The following is a 21,606-nucleotide window of genomic DNA, read 5'->3' on the forward strand; positions in this document are numbered from 1 at the left end:
TATGACTGACGCCGCCCGGCCCGCCGACGACCAGCAGCCCGCGACCTCCGCGTCCCCCGAAACCTCCGGGTCAGGGGAGGAGGCCGCCGACCCGTACCTCTGGCTGGAGGACGTCACCGGCGAGGAGGCGCTGGCCTGGGTGCGCGAGCGCAACGACGAGACCCTTGCCGGCCTCGCCACCGGGCAGCGGTTCGAGGAGTTGCGTACGCAGATCCGGGAGGTGCTCGACTCCGACGACCGGATCCCCTACGTCGCCCGCCGCGGCGGCCTGCTCTACAACTTCTGGCAGGACGCCGAACACCCGCGCGGCCTGTGGCGTCGGACCACCCTGGAGTCCTACCGCACCGACCACCCCGAGTGGGAGGTGCTCCTCGACGTCGACCGGCTCGCCGCCGACGAGGGCGAGAGCTGGGTGTGGAAGGGTGCGCCGGTGCTGCGCCCCGAGCTGCGGCTGGCGCTGGTGGAGCTGTCCCGTGGCGGCGCGGACGCGACCGTCGTCCGCGAGTACGACCTGCAGACCCGCACGTTCGTCGAGGGCGGGTTCGAGCTGCCCGAGGCGAAGAGCTTCGTCGGCTGGATCGACGCCGACCGCATCTACGTCGGCACCGACTTCGGGCCGGGTTCGCTGACCTCGTCCGGCTATCCCCGCGTCGTGAAGGAATGGCGGCGCGGCACCCCGCTGGCGGAGGCGGAGACCGTCTTCGAGGGCAAGCCCGACGACGTGCTGGCCTACGCCGGGCACGACTTTACGGAGGGGTACGAACGCGACTTCGTCCGGCGCCGGATCGAGTTCTACAGCGGCGAGACCTATCTGCGCACCGGCACCGGCACCGGCGCTGCTGGCGCTGCCGACGCTGCCGACCTGGAGCGGATCGACGTACCCAACGACGCCGAGGTCGACGTCGAGCGTGACTGGCTGATGGTCGTCACCCGCACGCCGTGGACGGTCGACGGGACGACCTATCCCGCGGGCGCCCTGCTGGCCGCGCCGTTCGAGGAGTTCCGGGCGGGCAAGCGCACGTTGACAGTGCTGTTCGAGCCGGACGAGCACACGTCGCTGGTCGGGTCCGCGTGGACCCGCCACCACCTGATCCTCAACACGCTCTCGGACGTCAAGAGCCGGCTGGAGGTGCTCACCCCGCCGGCGGCGACCGGTGACGCGGGTGGCGGCGCCGAGACTCAGGGTGTCAACTCCGGCTGGACACGGCAGCCGCTGTCCGGCGTACCCGAGTTCGGCAGCGTCGGGCAGGTGGGCACCGACCCGCACGACGACGACGAGTTCTTCCTGCAGACCAGCGGCTACACCGAGCCGGCGACGCTGCGGTACGGCACGGTCGACGGTGACCTCGAACCCGTCAAGCAGGCCCCGGCGATGTTCGGCACCGAAGGCCTTCTGGTGCGGCAGTTGTTCGCGACCTCCGACGACGGCACCCAGGTGCCGTACTTCGTGGTCGGCCCGGAGCGGCCCGCAGCCGACTCGCCGACCCTGCTCGGCGGCTACGGCGGCTTCGAGATCTCCAACCTGCCCGGCTACCAGGCCGCCACCGGGCGGGCCTGGCTGGCCCGCGGTGGTACCTACGTCGTCGCCAACATCCGCGGCGGCGGGGAGTACGGCCCGCGCTGGCACTGTGCCGCGCTGCGGGAGAACCGCCCGCGTGCCTACGAGGACTTCGCCGCCGTCGCCCGCGACCTGGTGACCCGCGGCATCACCGAGCCCGCCCGGCTGGGCACCCAGGGCGGCAGCAACGGCGGCCTGCTGATGGGCGTCATGCTCACCCGCTATCCCGAGCTGTTCGGCGCGATCGTGTGCCAGGTTCCGCTGCTGGACATGAAGCGCTACCACCGGCTGCTGGCCGGGGCCTCGTGGATGGCGGAGTACGGCGACCCCGACGACGAGGGCGACTGGGCCTTCCTCTCGAAGTACTCGCCCTACCAGAACGTCCGTGCCGGCAAGCCGTACCCGCCCACGCTGTTCATGACCTCGACCCGCGACGACCGGGTGCACCCCGGGCACGCCCGCAAGATGGTCGCCCGGATGCGCGACCTCGGTTACGACGTGGCGTCGTACGAGAACATCGAGGGCGGCCACGGTGCGGCGGCCGACAACGAGCAGCTGGCGTTCCGCAACGCACTCTCCTACGAGTTCCTGTGGCGGCAGCTCACGAAGTCCTGACCGGATCGCCGGCGCAAGCTTGGGTTGACAGCCACTGCGCCGGCGCCGTACGTCAGCGGCCGTTGGAGGAGAAGTGCTGGTAGTCGGGGTAGGCCCAGCGCGCGCCCCACGGCCAGCCCAGCCCGCGGAAGGTGCGTTCCACCGGGTCGCCGCGCACGATCATTCCCGGCCGCACGTTGCCACGGTCGAGATAGGTGGCCGAGCCCGGCGGGTAGACCTGGCTCGCCGTGACGTAGGGGTTCTCGAACGTGTTGAGGTCGATCGCGTTCCCGTAGGAGTGCTGGGACAGCTTGTACGGGTTGCCGGTCACCTTGCGGCAGTTGAACGCCGAGGTGTTGTCGGCGGCCATCGAGGCCTCGTCGCTGCCGCGGTACTTGTCGACCGGGTAGACCTTGCGGATCACCCACCCGTTGGCGTGGGCGTACCTGAACACGGTCCGGATCGCGCTCACCACGTCGGCGCGGAGGACGATCCGGCCGAGGTGGTCGTCACCGTTGAAGCTGCGGAACGGCACCGTCATGATGCGCAGCCCGGACGGCGGCACCGGGCAACCGCTGCGGTAGGTGTAGGGAATGTCCCTCGCTCGAGGGGTGCGTACCGAGGTGGCGAACGACACCCGGATGAAGACCCCTCTGCTCCTGTGGATGGCCTGCAGGGACGCGTGCTGGAAGTCCTGCCGGTAGCCGTACGACGTGCCCCGCATGTAGCCGGTGGGTATGCCGATCCAGGACGCCTCGGCGCCGAGCCGGAGGTACTTCGCCAGGATCGAGCCGCGTACCTCGCGGGCGCCGGTGCTCGGGGAGTACCAGATCTGGCCGCTGGAGAAGCCGGTCACGCGTACTCCCGGCCGCTTGCCGGCGTGTTCGGAGACGGTCGGAACTCCCATCGAGCCGGCCGAGCCACCCAGGGCGAGATACCGCGCGAGCGTCGGCCCGTAGACGCTCTGTGCGCCGGTCGCGGAGGTCCAGTAAACCCTGCTGTGGTAGAAGTTCTGCACCCTGGCGCCACGTCCTGAGGTGTACGCCGTACTGGTCGGCAGGCCGAGGGCACCGGCCGAGGCGCCGAGGCCGAGGTAGTAGGCGAGGAAGGGCTGGAGCACCTCCCACGCCCCGGTGGCCGGGGAGTAGTAGATGTGGCCGTTGGCGTAGACGCGGTGGTACCCCTTCGGGACCGCCTCCACCGGCGACGTGGCCGGGCCGAGCACGCCGGCCGGGCCGCCGAGCTGTTGGTAGCGGGCCTCGATCGCGGCTTCCGGGGTCACCGCCGGACCAGGCGCACTCGCTGCGAGCGCCGAACCCGGCGGCAGGAACAGACCCAGCACACAGGTGAGGAGCACCAGCAGGATCGGGAGCGTTCCGCGGACCGCCGCCGGACGCCGGCGTTCCGGACGTCTGCTCTCCGCACGTCTGCCGACGGCACGCGTTGTTTCCTCGTTCATCGCCAGTCCCCCCGACGTGCGATGCGGCACCTGGTGTCAGGTGCGTGTCATGCGGAGATTGACACGCCCTGAGCAGGTCGTGCGGCCAAAGGAGGAAACGCAAACGCGGCGCCGCGACCGGGGTTACTGTCGCGACGCCGCGTCAGGTTGCAGGTCGGCGGGTGTGGCGGGTCAGCGGATGTGGTGGGTCAGCGGGTGAGGAGCGACCTCAGGTAACCGGCGAGGGCGGTGTGGTCGATCTTCGCCTCGCGGGTTCCGCGCTGGACGATGGCCAGGCCGACTCGACGCCCTTCCTGTACGACGGTCTCGTCCCACCAGCCCGGGGTGGCGCGGGGGCCCTCGTCGTGCCGGGAGTCGAACAGCGTCCGGGCGTCCGGCCGGTCCAGCTTGGCGACCGTCCTCGCGGTGAGGAGCTTGGCCTTGGCCGACGGTGGGGTGCACTTGGCGAGGATGTCCGCCAGCCCGTCGACGAACCGCGCCGCCGACGCCTCCGAGCGGTAGTCGAGGACCAGCGCCACCGCGGCCTGGCGCCCGGGAACGCGGTAGGTCTGCTCCAGTGCGTTCGCCGGGACCGGCAGCGGCGGCAGCTGGTCGACGCCGGGACATCCCAGCGGCACGATCGACGCCGCGACCTCCTTCGGGTCACGCTGGCGGACCGGCTGACCGTTGGAGACGAACCCCTCCTCGGGAGCGTCCGGCTCGGTGTAGGGCTTGAAGCCCGACCCGAGCCGGTCGGCAGCGGGGAGGTTCTTTCGGGTGAGCGGCCCGGCCGTGGTGGCGGGCGGCGTGGGCATGGGCGGATCGGCGGCCTTGGCGCGCGCCTGGTCCGCGGCCGCGGTGGGCTTGGCCGTCCTGGTGCCCTCGGCGGCGTTGGTGGTGTCCGTCGCCGGGGACCCGCAGGCGGCGCAGGCCAGGGCGAGTCCGCCGATGGCCAGGCCGGCGAGGAGTTGTCGGGTTCGCTGCACTGCTCAGCCGCCGTTCTCGGAGAAGTGCTGGTAGTCGGGGTAGCTCCAGCGGGCGCCCCACGGCCAGCCCCGGCTTCGCAGCGTGGACTCGACCGGGTCACCGCGAAGGATCATTCCCTTGCGCTTGTTGCCACGGTTGAGATACGTGTCCGAACCCTCAGGGTAGACGTTGGACGCGGTGACGTACGGATTCTCGTAGGTGTTGATGTCGATGGCATTTCCGTAAGAATGCTGGGAAAGCTTGTACGGGTTGCCGGTCACCTTGCGGCAGTTGAAGGCCGAGGTGTTGTCGGCGGCCATCGCCTTGATGTCGTCACCCTGGTAGACGTCGACCGGGTTGACCCGGCGGAACGGCCAGCCGTTGTCGTAGGCCGCGCGGTACATCGCGGTGATGTCGCCGACGACGGTCGAACGCACCACGATCGTGCCGTACTGGTCGTCGTTGGAGAAGTTCCGGAAGGTCACCTTCAGCATCCGCAGCGACGACGGCCCGACCGGGCAGCCGCTGCGGTAGGTGTAGGGGATGTCGGAGGCGCTCGGCGTCCTCGACGTCACCGTGAACGGCATCCGGACATAGGCCTTCTTCGTCGAGGAGTAGTACTTCATCGCGGCGTACTCGAAGCCCTGCCAGTCGCCGTACGACGTCGGCTTGTGGTAGGTGTTCGGCAGGCCGATCCGAGACGCCTCGGCGCCGATCGAGAGGTAGCGCGCGAGGGTGACGCCGCGAACCTCACGGGCACCGGTCGTGCTGGAGTACCAGATTCGGCCATTCCTGAAAACGGTGACCCGGGAGCCCGCCTTCTTGCCGGCCTTCTCGGCCACGGTGGGCAGGCCGAGGACGCCGCTCGATCCGCCGAGCTGGAGGTAGCGGGTGAGGGTCGCGCCGTAGACGCCCTGCGCGCCGGTGGTCCCGGAGTGGTAGACCCGGCCCTTGACGAAGTTCTGCACGGTGACGCCGCCCGGCGCCGAGTAGGCCGCGCCGGTGGGCAGACCCAGCGGGCTTCCCGAACCGCCGAGCTTGACGAAGTAGGCCTCCATCACGCCGGTCAGGTCCCATGCGCCGGTCGACGACGACCAGTAGATGCGGCCGTGTTCGAACGCGCTGAGCCGGGCGCCGGCGGGCTGCGCCGACCCCTCGCCGTGGGTGGGCAGGCCGAGCTTGCCGGCCTCGCCGCCGAGGGCGAGGTAGCGCGCCAGCAGCGGGCCGTAGACGCCGCGTGCGCCGGTGGCCGCGGAGTAGTAGATGCGTCCGCCGGTGAAGCGCTGGACCAGGGCTCCCGCCGTCGCACCGGCATACTGCGCGCCGGTCGGGAAGCCGAGCTTGCTCTGCTGGGCGCCCAGGTAGTCGTAGTAGTTCTGCATCGGGCCGGTGCGGACGTCCCAGGCGCCGGTCGAGTCGGAGTAGTAGATGCTGCCGTGCTCGAACCTGCGGACGTAGCCACCGGTGACGGCGGTGACCGCCGAGGTGGCGGCGCCAAGGACGCCGGTGCTCCCGCCGAGTGTCTGGTAGCGGGCCTCGATCGCGGCGGCGGCGTCGGCCGCGGTCGCGGTCGCGGGATCCTTCGGCGCGGGCTGCTTGTCGGCGGTGGGGGTGGGCGTGGGCGTCGGGGTGGCGGTGCCGGTGGGGTCCGGCGTCGGGGCGGCGGTCGGTGTCGGCGATGCGGTGGGGGTTGCGGTCGGCGTCGGTGTCGGCGCGACGGGTGTCGCGCCTGCCGACGGCGCGAGTACGCCTGCTCCGACCAGGACCGCACCGGTGAGTGCGGCCACCGCCTTGGCGTGCAGCCGCGCTCGGACGCGAACGGCGTTCATGTGCTCCCCTTCACCAGATCTCGTCAGGCCGCGCCCGAAACCGGCGGACCCCAGGAGGGCAGGTGCGCACACCGGCCCGGTCGTGCAAGGTAGTACTCCCGGGCCGCGAAGATCGTTGCGTGCGAGTGGCGTTCTCCGGTGGAAGAACTCGCGGCGGCTTGGGGGATGTGGAGTCTAGCGCCCAGGTCCGACACGTGCCGGATTCTTCCGCGGAAGAATCGGAGGACTGATCCGATGCCTTTCCAGCACACCTCTGACACCTCTGACTCCCCTGACGCCTGGCGGCCGGGAACACCGCTGGTCGTCGAGGAACGCTGGCGCGACCAGCTGTGGAGTGCCGTGCCGCACGTGGTCGTCGAGGACGGCGACTGGTGCGTCACCCACGTTCCCGCCGGTACGACCGCGACCTACGCGAGCAGTGTCGGCGTCCCCGGGCGCGAGGACGTCTCGCGTTCGGAGTGCAAGCTGCTCGCGATGGAAACCCTTGTGTACAAGGTCGTCGAGCGATCGATCGACCTGAGCACACTGCACTTCTTCGCACCGGACACCTGGGCGCGGGTCATCCTCGTGTGGACCGCGACGGGGGAGTTTCGCGGGTGGTACGTCAACCTGGAGCTCCCGCCGACGCGGACGGCCGACGGCATCCAGACGATGGACCTCGTGCTCGACGTGCAGGTACGCCCGGACGGCTCGTGGGCCTGGAAAGACCGCGAGGACTTCGACGAGGCGGTCCGCCGGGGTGTGCTCGACCGCGAACTGCTCGGCACCCTGGAAGACCACGCGCACGCCGTGCTGGCGCATGCGAAGGCTCGCACCGGTCCGTTCGAGGCGAGGTGGCTGCACTGGCGACCGGACCCGGCGTGGCCATTCCCGGCCCTCCCGCCTGCCTACCGGCCGGACGGATCGGCGTGGTCCGCCCGGCCACCGGTCTGAGGGAGCCCCGGAGCTACCGCTTCTTCCCGCGCTGGTCGTTGTCGACCAGGCCCGCACGCCGCAGGGCATCCGCCAGTGCGGTGTCGGTGCCGCCGCGCTGGCCGGAGTCGTCGCGCCGACCCGAGCCGCGGTCGTCCCGCCGCCCGCGGTCCGAACGCGCTTCCCCGCCCGGCTTCGATCCACCGGACCGCGGCGCACCCGATCGCGGCGTACCGGATCTCGAACCACCAGACCTCGAGCCACCAGACCTCGAACCGCCGGGCTTCGACGCACCAGACCTCGAACCACCCGGCCGCGTGCCGCCGGAAGCTTCGCCGCCGACCTCGTCGTCGAGCCGCAGGGTGAGCGACACCCGCTTGCGGGCGACGTCGACCTCGAGCACCTTGACCTTCACGATGTCGCCGGGCTTGGCGACCTCGCGCGGATCCTTGACGTAGTTCTTCGACATCGCCGACACGTGCACCAGGCCGTCCTGGTGGACGCCCACGTCGACGAACGCGCCGAACGCCGCGACGTTGGTCACCACTCCTTCGAGCACCATCCCGGGCACGAGGTCGGTGAGCTCCTCCACCCCTTCGGCGAACGTCGCGGTGCGGAAGGCCGGCCGCGGGTCCCGGCCCGGCTTCTCCAGTTCGGCGAGGATGTCGGTGACGGTCGGCAGGCCGAACGTCTCGTCCACGAAGTCCGACGGCTTCAGCCCGCGCAGGGTCGAGGTGTTGCCGATCAGGCCCCGCAGGTCGCCGCCGACCGAGGCCAGGATCCGGCGTACGACGGGGTAGGACTCCGGGTGCACGCTGGAGGAGTCGATCGGGTCGTCGCCCTGCGGGATGCGCAGGAAGCCCGCGCACTGCTCGAACGCCTTCGGCCCGAGCCGGGGAACGTCCTTCAGCGCCCGCCGGGATCGGAACGGCCCCTGCGCGTCGCGGTGTGCCACGACGTTGGCGGCGAGCGCCTCGGTGATGCCGGACACCCGGGTGAGCAACGGTGCGGACGCGGTGTTGACGTCGACGCCGACCGCGTTGACGCAGTCCTCGACCACCGCGTCGAGGGAGCGGGACAGCTTGGTCTCGGACACGTCGTGTTGGTACTGCCCGACGCCGATCGACTTCGGGTCGATCTTCACCAGCTCCGCGAGGGGGTCCTGCAGCCGGCGGGCGATGGACACCGCGCCGCGCAGGGAGACGTCCATTCCGGGCAGCTCGGCGGAGGCGTACGCGGAGGCGGAGTAGACGGACGCACCGGCCTCGGACACCACCGCCTTGGTGAGCGTGAGCTCCGGCTGCCGGCGGATGAGGTCCTCGGCCAGTTTGTCGGTCTCCCGGGAGGCGGTGCCGTTGCCGATCGCGATCAGCTCGACGTGGTGCTCACGCGCCAGCCGGGCGAGCGTGGCCAGTGACTCGTCCCAGCGCCGGGCGGGCACGTGCGGGTAGATGGTGTCGGTCGCCACCACCTTGCCGGTGCCGTCGACGACCGCGACCTTCACGCCGGTGCGCAGGCCCGGGTCGAGACCCATGGTCGGCCGGGTGCCGGCCGGAGCGGCGAGCAACAGGTCGCGCAGGTTGGCCGCGAACACCCGGACCGCCTCGTCCTCGGCGGCCTGGCGCAGCCGCATCCGCAGGTCGATGCCGATGTGCACCAGGATTCGCGTACGCCAGGCCCACCGCACGGTGTCGGCCAGCCAGCTGTCGCCGGGCCGGCCCTGGTCGACGATGGAGTAGCGGTCGGCGATCCGGGCCTCGAACGCGGTGCGGCCCGCCGCGGCGAGCTCGGGCGCCCCCGGCCCGTCACCGGTCGACGCGGTCGGCTCGTCCGGCTCCAGCGTGAGGTCGAGAACCTCCTCCTTCTCGCCGCGGAACGCGGCCAGCACCCGGTGGGACGGCAGCGAGGTGAACCGTTCGGCGAAGTCGAAGTAGTCGGCGAACTTCGCTCCGGCCTCCTCCTTGCCGGCGCGTACCTTCGTCACCAGCCCGCCGCGCGACCACACCAGCTCGCGGAGCTCGCCGATCAGGTCGGCGTCCTCGGCGAACCGCTCGACCAGGATCGACCGGGCGCCGTCCAGCGCGGCACCGGCGTCGGCCACACCCCGGTCGGCGTCGACGTAGCCGGCAGCGGTCTCCCGCGGATCCAGCGACGGGTCGGCCAGCAGCGCGTCGGCGAGCGGCTCGAGCCCGGCCTCGCGGGCGATCTGCGCCTTGGTCCGCCGCTTGGGCCGGTAGGGGAGGTAGATGTCCTCCAGCCGCGCCTTGGACTCGGCCGCCAGGATCCGCGCCTCCAGCTCCGGGTCCAGCTTGCCCTGCTCGCGGATCGAGTCGAGGACGGCGGCGCGGCGTTCCTCCAGCTCACGGAGGTAACGCAGACGCTCCTCCAGCGTGCGCAGCTGCGCGTCGTCGAGGGTGCCGGTCACCTCCTTGCGGTATCTCGCGATGAACGGCACGGTGGCCCCGCCGTCGAGCAGCTCCACCGCGGCCCGCACCTGCCCCTCGCGGACACCGAGCTCCTCGGCGATCCGCTGGTTGAGGGCGGTGGCCAACTGGGCCGGGGACTGTCCCGGCTGTCCCGGCGTCCGGGCCGGCTGAGCCGACGGCTGTGCCGACGTCTCGGTCGGCGTCTCGGTCGGCGGCTGGGCCGGGTTGGGGGCTGCCTCGGAGGCTTCGGTCACGTGTAGCTCCACTTCGCGTGCACGACGTTCGTACGGCCGCACCGGGCTGTTGGTCAGCGGTGCCGGCCTGGGGCGGGCGTGTTCAGAGCATCGTGCCAGGCGCCACCCCCAGCCGCGGCCGGCCGTCCACAGCCCGGCCCGACGTACCTGCTCAGAGGGGCCGGCTGGACGGCGCCACCGGTTCGGGCAGCACACCGCGTCCGGTGAGGGCGCGGTCCACCCGTGCCGCGCAGGCCCGGCCCTCCGCGATCGCCCACACCACCAGGCTCGCGCCTCGCTGGGCGTCCCCGCAGCTGTAGACACCCGGCGCGGTCGTCTCCCACTCGTCGTCGACCAGGACCGTGCCGGTACGCGGGTCGAGCTGGACCTCCAGCTGGTCCAGCAGCGGTACCGTGTCGGGCCCGACGAACCCGGCGGCCAGCAGCACGAGCTCGGCGGGCAGGTCCTCCTCGCTGTCGCGTACGACGTGGAACCACCGGTGACCGTGCGCGTCGAACCGGCGCTCCACCACCGCCGTCCGCACCCGGCGTACGTGACCCTGCTCGTCACCGGCGAAGGCGACCACCTCGCGGGACCAGTCCTCCACCACGCCCTCCTCGTGCGCGGGGGAGACCCGGTGCACCCTGGGCCACTGCGGCCAGGGGTTGGTGTCGTCGTCGCGGAGTTCGGGTGGCCGCGGATTGTGGTCGAGCTGGCGGACCTCCACCGCGCCCTGCCGGTTCGCCGTACCCAGGCAGTCGGCCCCGGTGTCCCCACCGCCGATGATGACGACGTGGCGGCCGTACGCGTCGATGGTGGGCGTACGCAGGTCGCCGGCCGCGACCCGGTTGGCCTGCGGCAGGTAGTCCATCGCCTGGTGGACCCCGGCGAGTCCGCGTCCGGGCAGGTCCACCTCGCGTGGCCGCAGCGCTCCGACCGCGAGGACGACGGCGTCGTAGCGTGCCCGCAGCCACTCACCGGACACGTCGGTTCCGGCGTCGACGCCGGGCCGGAACCGCACGCCCTCCGCGGCGAGCTGGCCGAGCCGCCGGTCGACGACCCGCTTCTCCAGCTTGAAGTCCGGGATGCCGTACCGCAGCAGGCCGCCGATCCGATCGTCGCGTTCGAACACGTGGACGTCGTGGCCCGCGCGGGCCAGTTGCTGCGCGGCGGCCAGGCCCGCCGGACCCGAACCCACCACCGCGACCCGCCGACCGGTTCGGATCGGCGCCGGGCACGGGCGCACCCAGTCCCGCGCCCAGGCGTGTTCGATGATCGCCAGCTCGACCTGTTTGATGCTGACCGGGCTCGCGTTGATGGCGAGGACGCAGGCGGGTTCGCAGGGCGCGGGGCACAGCCAGCCGGTGAACTCGGGGAAGTTGTTGGTGGAGTGCAGGGAGTCCAGGGCGCGGTGCCACTCCCCGCGCGCGACGTACTCGTTCCACTCCGGTATGAGGTTGCCGAGCGGGCAGCCGGCGTGGCAGAACGGCACCCCGCAGTCCATGCACCGCGCCGCCTGGGTGCGTGCGGTCTCGGTCAGCGGCAGTTGGAGCACGGCCCGCCAGTCCCGCAGGCGTTCGGCGATCGGCCGCTTGCGGAACTCCACGCGTGCGTGGTGCAGGAATCCCCAGGGTTCGGCAGGCATGATCTGGGCTGGGTCCGGACTGGTTCCAGGCTGGGTCTGGGCTCGCGCAAGCCGGCGTTGACAGTGCGTACGTCCTGTCGATGCTAGCGCGGGAGCTTGCGGCCGGTCCGTTCCGCGACGCTCGTACGAATCGGTCCGGGTTCGCGGATTCGCTTCCCTACAAGGGCTTTCAGCCGGTACGCGCCGACCGTCTCTGGCGAAGGTCGCGCACCAGGCCGAGGGCCACCACCGCGACGGCGGCGCTCACCTGCAGCACCGGGGCGAGCCGGTGCGCATGGGTCAGCAGCACCGACTCCCCGGCCGCGCCGGCCACCACCGCCAGCAGCAGGGCTACCCGGCGGTGACCAGCCAGCCGGTGAGTACGCAGCCCTGGGCGACCGCCGTGATCGCCAGCGCCACGGTGATCCGCGGCGGCCACGGGTCCTGCGGGCCGGACCGCGCGGCGCGCAGCAGGCGGGACACGAGGAACACGCCGGTGACGAACGCGGCGATGGCGAGGATCGACGGCAGCAGATCCCCTGCCGGCTTGGCCTTTCCGGCGGCGAGTCCGGTGAGTACGAGGTTGCCGGTCATCACGCTGGTGAAGGCGCCACCGAGGGCTGCGAAGCTGAGCGCGTCGGTCGCACCCGACCCCAGGGCCAGCAGGGTGAGCGCCGGCGTCGGCGGAGGCGGTGGGCGGTGCGGAGGCGGTGGGCGGTGCGGAGGCGGGGGCGTTCGCGCGGGCAAGGCCGGTGGCGGCCCGGGCGGTCGGGGAGGTTCGGTCATGTCGCCACCGACGATTCCACAACCCGGTCGGGTGCGGGGCATACCGGGAGAGGCCGCCGCCCGAGTCCGCATCGTTGCCGTTCGGTCGTTGCGGCACCGGCCGGCCACTATGTACGTTCCCCATGGACACCGCCGCCGTGGTCGACGGTACGGGGCCGTACGCCGGGGCGATGTCCGAGTGGGAGGTCCGCCATGCGGATCGCGGTGGTCGGCGGCAGCCTGGCCGGGCTGGTCGCGGCGATGCTTCTCGGCAGGCGCGGGCACGAGGTGGTCGTGCTCGACCGCGACGACCTGACGCCGGCCGGCGACCCGGAGGCCGCCGCGGCGACGGCGTTCCGCGCCGGTGCGCCCCAGATCGTCCAGTTGCACGTGATCCGGCCGTTGGGGTGGTTGCCCGTACGCCGGCATCTTCCCGACGTGTACGCGGGCTGGCTGGACGCCGGTGTCGTGGAGTATCCCCTCGCCCAGCAGATGCCACCGACCCTGGCCGACCGGTCGCCGCGGCCGGGCGACGACGAGCTCACGATGTTGTTGTTCCGGCGTTCGACGATCGACTGGGTGATCCGGCGTTCGGTCGCCGCGGAGCCGGGCGTCGACGTGCGGTCGGATGTCCGGGTCACCGGCCTGACGGCGGCCGCCGGTGACCCGCCGCGGGTCACCGGGGTGACCACCGACGCCGGGATCGTCGAGGCGGACCTGGTGGTGGACGCGTCCGGCCGGCGTACCCGCATCGACCAGTGGTTGCGCGGGATCGGCGCGCGCCCCACCGAGCTCACCGCCGCCGAGTGCGGCGTCGCCTACTACACCCGCTACTACCGGCTGCGGCCCGGCGCCACGCTGCCCGGTTCACCGGCGATGATGGTGAACCTCCCGATGCGCAGGTTCATGCTGGCGATGTTCGGCTGCGACCACGACACGGTGGGGATGTGCCTCGTGCCGCCGGCGGAGGACCGTGCGTTCAAGGCGGTACGGGATCCCGCGGTCTTCACCGCCGTCGCGCGCACCGTGCCGCAGGCCGCCGCCTGGCTGGACGTGATGGAGCCGGAGACAGGCGTCTACCCGATGGGGGATCTGCACAACACGCTGCGCCGGCTCGTGGTGGACGGCGTACCCGTCGCGACCGGGATCCTCGCCGTCGGCGACTCGCTGTGCACCACCAACCCGACGTTCGCCCGCGGGATCGCGTTCGCCCTGCAGCAGGTGATCCACCTGGCGGACGCCGTGGGGGAGTATCCGGTCGAGGAGCTCACCAAGGTGATGGACGAGTTGACGTCCACCCGGATCGAGCCGTGGTTCGCCGACCAGGCCGCGATCGACGCCGCCCGGCTGGCCGCGCTGCGGAGGGAACTCCGGCGTACGCCTGCGGAGCCGGGTGGTTCGGCTGGGCCGGGTGGTTCGGGTGGTTCGGGTGGTTCGGCGGACGGGCGGGTCGATCTGGCCTCGCTGCGTCAGGCGGCCGGCTTCGACCCCGACCTGTTCCGCGCCCAGGTCCGGCTGCTCGGCATGCTCACCCCGGCCGAGGAGATCCTGGCTGACCCGGCGGTCGTGCGCCGGGTGCGGGAGATCCTGGCGAGCGTCGAACGGCCTCCGTTGCCCGACCCGTCCGACGAGGAGCTCGCCGCCGCGCTGGCGGCGCGATAGCCCAGGTCAGCCCAGGTCAGCCCGGGTCAGCCTGGATCAGCTCGCGAGCAGCTCGCGAGCAGCTCGCGTTCAGCTCGCCTTCGGCTCGCGCCGGGCCGGGTCGGTCCCGCGTCAGGTCGCGGGCGAGGCGCCGTGCGCGGCCAGGCCGGCGACGAGGATGTCCAGCCCGGCCTCGAAGCCGCGGTCGATCTCCGCCGCGTCGCCGGAGTCGAGCAGGTCACCCAGTGAGCCGTTGATCTCGGCAAGGACGAAGCCGGAGACGAACGTCAACAGCACGTTGCCGATCCGGCCTACCTCGGCGTCGGGAAGACCGGCGCGCCGCAACGTGTGACACAGCGCCCCCCACAGCGGTCCCTCGCGCTGGATGAACCCCGGGTGCGCCAGCAGGTAGACGATCAGGTTGCTGTGCTGGTGGGCGAGCGCGCGGAAGCTGTGCCCGATCTGGCGCAGCTGCCGCGGCCAGGGCGTGTCGTCCCGCGCCGGCGCGATCCGCAGGTCGGCAACGGCCAGCTGGGAGATGCCCAGCAGCAGCGCCGCCTTGTTCGGCACGTGGTGGTAGAGCGACATCGGGTTGACGTCCAGCGCGGCGGCGAGCTTGCGCATGCTCAGGCCCTCGATGCCGTCGGCGTCGACCATCGCGAGCGCCGTGGCGTGGATGAGCTCGGGCGTGAGGTGGGGCGGTTCCTTCCGAACCGCCCGCGCCGCCTTGGTCTCCCGGCTCTCCGGCGACTTCGCCTGCTCGGGCTCCCGCGCCTGCTCGCGCTCCCGCGCCTGCCGGGGCCGGCCTGACCTGATGACCATGGCTCGTACCGTATCAGCCATACGGTGTATGGTAAGACGATCATACGGTGTATGGCTGTCCGTCCGGGCGGCCCGAACCCGACGAGGAAGTGACGATCATGGCCGACCTGCTCCCCATTCCCGGCCCGCGTGGCGTCCCGGTGCTCGGCAACACCTTCCAGGTGCCCGCCGACGGGCCGAGCGCCCACTTCGCCGCCCTGGCGCGGGAGTATCCCGAGGGGATCTTCCGGCTGGAGCTCGCCGGCCGGCAGGTGATCTTCGTCCACGACCCCGACCTGGTGGCCGAGGTGTGTGACGAGTCCCGCTTCCACAAGCCGATCGACCCGCCGCTCAGCCACGTCCGGGACTTCGCCGGTGACGGGCTGTTCACCGCCCGGTCTGACGAGCCGTCGTGGGGCCAGGCGCACCGGATCCTGATGCCGGCCTTCGGTCAGCGCTCGATGAAGGCGTACTTCCCGCAGATGCTCGAGGTCGCCGAGCAACTCGTCGGCAAGTGGCAGCACCGGCAGGGCGCCGACCTCAACATGGCCGAGGACATGACCCGGCTCGCCCTGGACACGATCTCCCTCACCGGGTTCGGCCACCGCTTCAACTCCTTCGACGCCGAGGAGTTGCACCCGTTCCTGCAGGCGATGGGCAACGCGCTGGTCGAGGCGATGACGCGGATGCGCCAGCTGCCGTTCGTCACCAGCATGCGCCGCGGGCAGGACCGTGCGTACCGCGACGACATCCAGACCATGCAGAACCTCGTCGACGAGGTGATCCGCGAACGCCGCGCCGAGGGACGCACCGGTGGCAGCGACCTGCTCGGCCTGATGCTGGACGCCGCGGACCCCGTCACCGGCGAGCGTCTGAGTGACGAGAACATCCGCAACCAGGTGTTGACGTTCCTCATCGCCGGCCACGAGACCACCAGCGGACTGTTGTCGTTCGCGCTGTACCTGCTGCTGCGCAACCCGCACGTGCTCGCCCAGGCCTACGCCGAGGTCGACCGGCTGCTGCCGGGTGACAGCCTTCCCACGTACGAGACCGTGATGAAGCTGGACGTCATCCCGCGCATCCTCGATGAGACGCTGCGCCTGTGGTCGCCGATTCCGGGCATCGGGCTCACGGCGTACGAGGACACCGTGCTCGGCGGGCGGTATCCGGTCGCGAAGGGGCAGAAGATCAGCGTCCTGCTCGCCCCGCTGCACACGCACCCGGGTGCGTGGGAGCGGCCGGAGGAGTTCGACATCGACAGGTGGCTGCCCGAGCGCAAGGCCGAGCACCACCCACACGCGTACAAGCCGTTCGGCAACGGCGAGCGGGCGTGCATCGGCCGGCAGTTCGCGCTCACCGAGGCCCGGCTGGCGCTCGCCCTGCTGCTGCGGAGGTTCGCGCTGTCCGACCCGCACTCCTACCGGATGCATGTCAAGCAGACGTTGACGATCAAGCCGGAGGGTTTCACCGTACGGGTGCGTGAGCGCCGTCCGCACGAGCGGGCGGTCCCGGTCGCGGCTGCGGAGGACTCGGGCGAGGCCGGTGCCGCGGCGGCCTCGTCCACGTTGGACGTGCGGGCGGTGGGGGTTTCGCTGCGGGTGGCGTACGGCTCCAATCTCGGCAGCACCGAGGATCTCGCGCACGTGGTGGCCGAGCGGGCCCGCCAGTCCGGGTTCGAGACCACGCTGTGCACGCTGGACGAACTCGCCGGGGACGTACCCGCCGACGGCCTGCTGGTCGCTGTCACCGCGAGCTACAACGGCAAGGCGCCCGACAACGCGCAGCGCTTCGACCACCTGCTGGACGGCGGTGGGCTGGCGCCCGGATCCCTTGCGGGGTTGAAGTTCGCGGTGCTGGGCGCCGGCAACACCCAGTGGGCGACCTACCAGGCCTTTCCCAGAAGGGTGGAGGCCGGGCTGCTCGCCGCCGGCGCGACCGCGGTGGTGCCGCGCGGTGAGGCCGACGCGGCCGGTGACTTCGACGGCATGGCGGAGGCCTGGCTGGGTGAGCTGTGGACCGCGCTGGCACGGGAGTACGGCGCGGACACCAGTGCCGCGGCAGGCCCGCGCTACCGCCTGGAGGTGCTCACCGAGGCCGACATCCGGCCCTCCGTGGTGTCCGAGCAGGCCGTCCCGCTCACGGTCGTGAGCAGCGAGGATCTGGTCGCCGACGCGACCGGCCTGTGGGACTTCGCCCTGGAGGCGCCCCGACCGGCGGCCCGCTCGGTGGTGCTCGAACTCCCCGAGGGAGTGACGTACCGGACCGGCAACCACCTCGCGGTGTTCGCGAAGAACGATCCGGAGCTGGTGGCCTGGGCGATGCGGCAGCTGCGGGTGCGACCCGACCAGGTGGTCCGGCTGTCCCAGGAGGACGGCCGGCGCACCCACCTGCCGGTCGGGGTTCCGGTGCCGGTGGAGCTGCTGCTCACGGAGTTCGTCGAACTGCAGGAGGTGGCCACCAGGGCGCAGCTGCGCACGCTGCTCGGACACACCGGCTGCCCGTGGACCACGCGCGAGATCGAGGGGCTGTGCGGTGAGGAGCCGGAGGCGCAGCAGCGGTACGCCGACGAGATCCTGGCCAAGCGGGTGTCGGTGCTCGGCCTGCTGGAACGCTTCCCGGCGGTGGAGTTGCCGCTCGCGGCGTTCCTGGAGCTGGCCGGTCCGATCCGGCCGCGGTTCTACTCCATCTCCTCCTCGCCCGCGGTCGACCCGCGCAGGCCGCGGTTGACGGTCGGCCTGGTGGAGGGTCCGGCCTGGGCGGGCACGGGGGAGTACCGCGGGCTGTGCTCGCAGTACCTCGCGCGGTTGGAGCCCGGCGACGTGGTCTACGGCTACGTGCGGACGCCGGCCCCGGCGTTCGAGCCGCCGGCCGACCCGGCCACGCCGATGGTGCTGGTGGGCCCGGGGACCGGCATCGCGCCGCTGCGTGGCTTCGTCGAGGAACGGGCCACCTTGTCGGCCGCGGGAGAGCGGGTCGGCCCGGCGTTGTTGTTCTACGGTTGCCGGCACCCCGAGCACGACTGGCTCTACGGCGCGGAGTTCGCGGAGTGGGAGCGGTCCGGCGTGGTGACCGTGCACGCGGCGTACTCGGCGGTGCCCGGCCATCCGTACCGATTCGTGCAGGACGCGGTGCTGGCGCAGGGCGACGCGGTGTGGGCGGCCCTCGCCGACGGCGGTCATTTCTACGTGTGCGGCGACGGCGCGCGGATGGCGCCGGCGGTGCGTGCGGCCCTGCTGGAGATCTTCCGCAGGAACGCGGGCGGGTCCGGTGTGGACGCCGAGGAGTGGCTGGCCGGACTCGAGCGGGACGGCCGCTACCAGCAGGACGTCTTCGCCTGACGGGTCCGGCCGTCTCGCCGGGTGCCGGCACGTCAGGCGTTCGTGCGTCAGGCCGGATGCTCGCGCAGCCAGTCGTCGATGAGGAAGTGCTCGATCGAGTCGGGCGGGTGGTCACGCGTGCTCGCCGCCTGCTGGTCGCGCACCTGCGCGGGGGTGAACCACCGGGCCTCGACCACCTCGGTGCCGTCGACCGCGACCGTCTCGGCCGAGGCCCGGGCGCGGTATCCGAGCATCAGGCCGGCGGGGAACGGCCAGGCCTGGGAAGCCAGGTAGCGCAGCTCGGCCAACCGCAGGCCGACCTCCTCGCCCACCTCACGGTGCACGGCGTCCTCCAGGCTCTCGCCGACCTCGACGAAGCCCGCCAGCGTGGAGAAGCTCCCGGGGGCGGCGTGCCGATGGCGGAGCAGCAGGCACCGCGTGCGATCGGGTGCCTCGACGAGCACGATCACGGCCGGCTCGATCCGGGGGAACCAGAGCCGGTCGCATCCCGGACACCGCCGGGCGTGCCCGGCTTCGCAGGCAGTGGTCTGCTCTCCGCAGGTGCCGCAGAACCGCTGGTTGCGGTGCCAGTGGTGGAGCCCCCGGGCGTAGGCGAGGGTGCTCGCCTCGTGGGCCGGCAGGGTCCAGGCGAACGACCGCAGGTCGAGAGTCGCCGTCGCGCCGACCGCGGTGACGGCCTCCTCCTCCGTACGAACGGAAAGGTCGCCGGCGAACACCCCCGTCCCGGAGTCCAGGCCCAGCAGGACCGGCTCGTCGCAGAGGTCGAGCAGGGATCGGGCCGACGCACCCTGTCGCCACGCGGGCCGGACCGAGGTGCCGTCGACCAGGAAGCGGTCCCGCCAGGTCGTGATCAGCCGGGTCTCGGGCCGCCCGAGGAGGTCGCGCACCCAGTCGGGGTCCGTGCGGAGTTCGGCCGCCCGGTCGAGCCGCCCGCCGCTGTAGGGCAGGACCACGGGCGGCGCGGTCCCTGTCAGCGATGCCATGCGCCCTCCTCGTCCACCGCGATCGTCGGATCGGGATGCACCGGACGCTCGAAGAAGGTCTCCAGCACCACGATCGTCTGCGTACCCGTCACCCCGTCGATGTCGTAGATGCGGCGCAGCACCTCCTGGAGCTCCTTGGTCGTGGCGGCCCTGACCTTCACGAACAACGACGCGCTCCCGGCCACGATGTGCGCCTCCTCGATCCACGGGAGCGCGCGCAGGGCCTCTCCGGTCTCGGCGCCGCCCAGCCAGGAGGTGGCCTCGACCATCGCGAACGCGAGGACGCCTCGGTCGAGGGCGGTCGGATCGAGCTCGATGGTCGTCCGCCTGATCACTCCTCGCTCCCGGAGCTTGCGCACCCGCTCGTGCGTCGCAGCGCTCGACAGGCCGACCGCCTCGGCCAGGGCCGCGTAGGGCTGACTGGCGTCCTCCTGCAGGCGGGAGAGCAACGTGGTGTCGATCGAGTCCATGGATCACCTCGGGCATCGGTGTTCGTTCGGCCATATTAGATCACGACCGATCTGCAGTCGGCAGATCACCCGACTGGCGAAATCTCGTTCGGTGGATCATGATAGATGCCGAACGAAGCCGACGACTGCCGGGTGCGGCGGGCCGCGACCAGGATGGCCACCACCGCCGCCGCGCCGAAGACCACGTCGCCCACGTGGTCGATCGTGGTCGACACCGGAAGGACCGGAGTCTCGATGAAGGCGTGCAGGGCGTACGCGAGCGCCGCTCCGGCGACCAGTGCGAGCTGGTGCCGCGGCGCCCAGCCGGGCCGGCGGGACCAGTACGCCACGGCCGCCACGGCGACGCCCGCGATGGCCGTCATCATGACGACCGGGACCCACGCCGCCGAGTGGCCGGGCGCCAGCCGGTACGCCGAACCGCACACCAGGGCGAGCCCGCCGACCAGCCACGCCGAGGGCCCGCGCCGACCGGCCTCCTCCGCGGGAGCCTCCACGTGAGCCTCGACGGTCGTGACGGTCCGGGACGGACGGACGAGGAAGGCCGCGACCACCGTGGCCACGACGACGACCGCGACTCCGGCGAACTGCGGAACCGAGGCCACGAACGGATCCCGGGCGATCTGCATCACCGTGGTCGCCAACGAGCCGAAGGCGAACAGCACTCCGGTCACTGTCAATCCGACCTTGCCCAGCCAGGGTGTGGTGCGCCGTTCCGGCACCATCGCCTCGACCAGCCCGATGGGCACGCTGATGCTCCACACGGTGTGCAGTGCCAGGACCGCCAGCGTCCAGGGGACGGCGATGCCCAGCGCCGGGACGTAGCCGACGTCGAGCAGGTGCGCGCCGACGTAGTTGCGGTTGAACAGCGACTGGGTGGTGACGCCCTCCTCGAAGACGCCGTACGCCAGACCGAGCAGCAGGATGCTCGGCCAGCCACGGCCGGTACGCCGGACGAACTCCCTGATCAGCAACGCACCACCGCCGTAGAGCGGTGCCAGGAGGACCAGGCCGACGAGCAGGGTGATGGGGAGGTTCCCCAAGAGGAACTCCGCGACCAGCGGGGCGGTCAGGAACAGTCCGACGGCAGGTGCGACGCGGCGCATGGAAGGCCTCCTGGTTCGTGCGCGCGATCCGACCATCCCAGCGTCGCCCCGAGCGCGGACCCGGTCCGATGTCATCCGGTCGCCCGCGGCCATGACATCTGTCCTGCCCCGGCCACTGCGGAACAGTCACGACAGACCGGCCGACCGCGACTGTTGGCAGGAGACAGGAGAACTGCCGAAGCGACCGGGCGACCGGGGGCGCAGGCAGTCGAGACGACCCGACGACGAATACGACGACGAATCCGACGACGAATCCGACGACGAATCCGACGAGGAATGAGGACGGCGCGATGGCGGACACCGACATCCGGCACCTGCTCGAAGGTCTCCACCAGGACGGGCTCACCCACGATGCGGCGCAGGAGGACCGGCTGCTCCGCCGCCGCAACCTGGAGCCCGAGGCGGCCGCTCTGCTGTCGGTCGTACTCCAGGCGATGGGTGCCACCACGATGGTGGAGATCGGCACCTCCAACGGGTACTCCGCGATCTGGTTCGCGGCCGCGCTGGCCCGGCGAGCCGGGCGGCTGGTGAGCGTGGACGTCGACGCCTCCGTGCAGGTGCAGGCGCGGACCAACCTGGAGGCCGCGGGGCTGGCGGCGACCGTCGAGCTCCGGACCGGGGACGGTGGCGCGGTGCTGGCCGACCTGCCCGACGCGGGCCTGGACGTGTTGTTCCTCGACTCCGAGCGCCCGGAGTATCCGCGGTGGTGGCCGCATCCGGTGCGGGCGCTGCGCGTCGGTGGCCTCCTCGCCGTCGACAACGTGCTCTCCCACCCGGACGAGGTGGCGGAGTTCCGTGCGCTGGTGGAAGGCTCCGCCGACCTGGAGTCGACCGTCGTGCCGGTGGGCAAGGGGCTGCTGCTCGCCACCCGGCTTGCGACGTAGCCGACGTAGCCGACGTAACCGACGGAACCGACGAAGCCGAG

16 protein-coding genes are annotated in these 21,606 nt (G+C 71.8%); 5 read left to right on the forward strand and 11 right to left on the reverse strand.

What is annotated here, in order from left to right; translation table 11 throughout:
* Position 1 precedes the first annotated feature (1 nt).
* The gene (locus FHR37_RS00955) at positions 2 to 2,173 is read left to right on the forward strand and encodes a prolyl oligopeptidase family serine peptidase (protein WP_092881824.1); all 2,172 of its coding nucleotides are present in this window, start codon (positions 2 to 4) and stop codon (positions 2,171 to 2,173) included.
* A 52-nt stretch (positions 2,174 to 2,225) separates the two neighbouring features.
* Here the strand turns inward: FHR37_RS00955 and FHR37_RS00960 are convergent, their stop codons facing one another.
* The 3 genes from FHR37_RS00960 to FHR37_RS00970 all read right to left on the reverse strand — a co-directional run bounded on the left by FHR37_RS00960 (position 2,226) and on the right by FHR37_RS00970 (position 6,385).
* Positions 2,226 to 3,611: a M15 family metallopeptidase gene (locus FHR37_RS00960; protein WP_092881208.1), complete on the reverse strand. Its 1,386-nt coding sequence runs from the start codon at positions 3,609 to 3,611 to the stop codon at positions 2,226 to 2,228.
* Between the two features lie 188 nt (positions 3,612 to 3,799).
* Positions 3,800 to 4,576, reverse strand: a complete 777-nt coding sequence (locus FHR37_RS00965) for a hypothetical protein (protein WP_092881210.1) — start codon at positions 4,574 to 4,576, stop codon at positions 3,800 to 3,802.
* A 3-nt stretch (positions 4,577 to 4,579) separates the two neighbouring features.
* Positions 4,580 to 6,385 (reverse strand): M15 family metallopeptidase, encoded by a 1,806-nt coding sequence (locus tag FHR37_RS00970; protein ID WP_139238818.1) that lies wholly within the window; start codon positions 6,383 to 6,385, stop codon positions 4,580 to 4,582.
* A gap of 234 nt (positions 6,386 to 6,619) precedes the next feature.
* On the opposite strand from FHR37_RS00970, the gene FHR37_RS00975 reads away from it, so the two are divergent.
* Positions 6,620 to 7,318, forward strand: a complete 699-nt coding sequence (locus tag FHR37_RS00975) for a DUF402 domain-containing protein (RefSeq protein ID WP_175542352.1) — start codon at positions 6,620 to 6,622, stop codon at positions 7,316 to 7,318.
* Positions 7,319 to 7,331: 13 nt separating this feature from the next.
* Here FHR37_RS00975 and FHR37_RS00980 read toward each other — a convergent pair whose 3' ends face one another.
* The 4 genes from FHR37_RS00980 to FHR37_RS00995 all read right to left on the reverse strand — a co-directional run bounded on the left by FHR37_RS00980 (position 7,332) and on the right by FHR37_RS00995 (position 12,366).
* Positions 7,332 to 9,977: a Tex family protein gene (locus tag FHR37_RS00980; protein WP_275936391.1), complete on the reverse strand. Its 2,646-nt coding sequence runs from the start codon at positions 9,975 to 9,977 to the stop codon at positions 7,332 to 7,334.
* A gap of 151 nt (positions 9,978 to 10,128) precedes the next feature.
* Complete coding sequence (locus FHR37_RS00985; protein ID WP_092881216.1) at positions 10,129 to 11,601, reverse strand: glutamate synthase subunit beta; 1,473 nt, start codon at positions 11,599 to 11,601, stop codon at positions 10,129 to 10,131.
* Positions 11,602 to 11,770: 169 nt separating this feature from the next.
* A complete protein-coding gene (locus FHR37_RS00990) occupies positions 11,771 to 11,917 on the reverse strand; it encodes a hypothetical protein (protein ID WP_175542353.1) in 147 nt (48 codons plus the stop codon).
* 14 nt (positions 11,918 to 11,931) lie between these two features.
* Entirely contained in the window at positions 11,932 to 12,366 is a 435-nt protein-coding gene (locus tag FHR37_RS00995) for a DUF1275 family protein (RefSeq protein ID WP_092881218.1), read from the reverse strand.
* 192 nt (positions 12,367 to 12,558) lie between these two features.
* On the opposite strand from FHR37_RS00995, the gene FHR37_RS01000 reads away from it, so the two are divergent.
* A complete protein-coding gene (locus tag FHR37_RS01000; RefSeq protein ID WP_092881220.1) occupies positions 12,559 to 14,007 on the forward strand; it encodes an NAD(P)/FAD-dependent oxidoreductase in 1,449 nt (482 codons plus the stop codon).
* A gap of 111 nt (positions 14,008 to 14,118) precedes the next feature.
* Here FHR37_RS01000 and FHR37_RS01005 read toward each other — a convergent pair whose 3' ends face one another.
* Complete coding sequence (locus tag FHR37_RS01005) at positions 14,119 to 14,808, reverse strand: TetR/AcrR family transcriptional regulator (protein WP_092881222.1); 690 nt, start codon at positions 14,806 to 14,808, stop codon at positions 14,119 to 14,121.
* Between the two features lie 98 nt (positions 14,809 to 14,906).
* Between FHR37_RS01005 and FHR37_RS01010 the strand changes: the two genes are divergently transcribed.
* Entirely contained in the window at positions 14,907 to 18,125 is a 3,219-nt protein-coding gene (locus FHR37_RS01010; RefSeq protein ID WP_092881828.1) for a bifunctional cytochrome P450/NADPH--P450 reductase, read from the forward strand.
* 47 nt (positions 18,126 to 18,172) lie between these two features.
* Here FHR37_RS01010 and nudC read toward each other — a convergent pair whose 3' ends face one another.
* The 3 genes from nudC to FHR37_RS01025 all read right to left on the reverse strand — a co-directional run bounded on the left by nudC (position 18,173) and on the right by FHR37_RS01025 (position 20,681).
* Positions 18,173 to 19,108, reverse strand: coding sequence for an NAD(+) diphosphatase (gene nudC / locus FHR37_RS01015; protein ID WP_092881224.1), 936 nt, complete (start codon positions 19,106 to 19,108; stop codon positions 18,173 to 18,175).
* Entirely contained in the window at positions 19,096 to 19,578 is a 483-nt protein-coding gene (locus FHR37_RS01020) for an Lrp/AsnC family transcriptional regulator (protein ID WP_092881226.1), read from the reverse strand. The genes nudC and FHR37_RS01020 overlap by 13 nt, the downstream gene beginning before the upstream one ends.
* 65 nt (positions 19,579 to 19,643) lie before the next feature.
* Positions 19,644 to 20,681 (reverse strand): hypothetical protein, encoded by a 1,038-nt coding sequence (locus tag FHR37_RS01025; RefSeq protein WP_092881228.1) that lies wholly within the window; start codon positions 20,679 to 20,681, stop codon positions 19,644 to 19,646.
* 290 nt (positions 20,682 to 20,971) lie between these two features.
* Here FHR37_RS01025 and FHR37_RS01030 point away from each other — a divergent pair, with 290 nt between their 5' ends.
* Positions 20,972 to 21,565, forward strand: a complete 594-nt coding sequence (locus FHR37_RS01030) for an O-methyltransferase (protein WP_092881230.1) — start codon at positions 20,972 to 20,974, stop codon at positions 21,563 to 21,565.
* Positions 21,566 to 21,606 lie beyond the last annotated feature (41 nt).

The sequence above is a fragment of the Actinopolymorpha cephalotaxi genome (assembly GCF_013408535.1).
Taxonomy (GTDB): domain Bacteria; phylum Actinomycetota; class Actinomycetes; order Propionibacteriales; family Actinopolymorphaceae; genus Actinopolymorpha; species Actinopolymorpha cephalotaxi.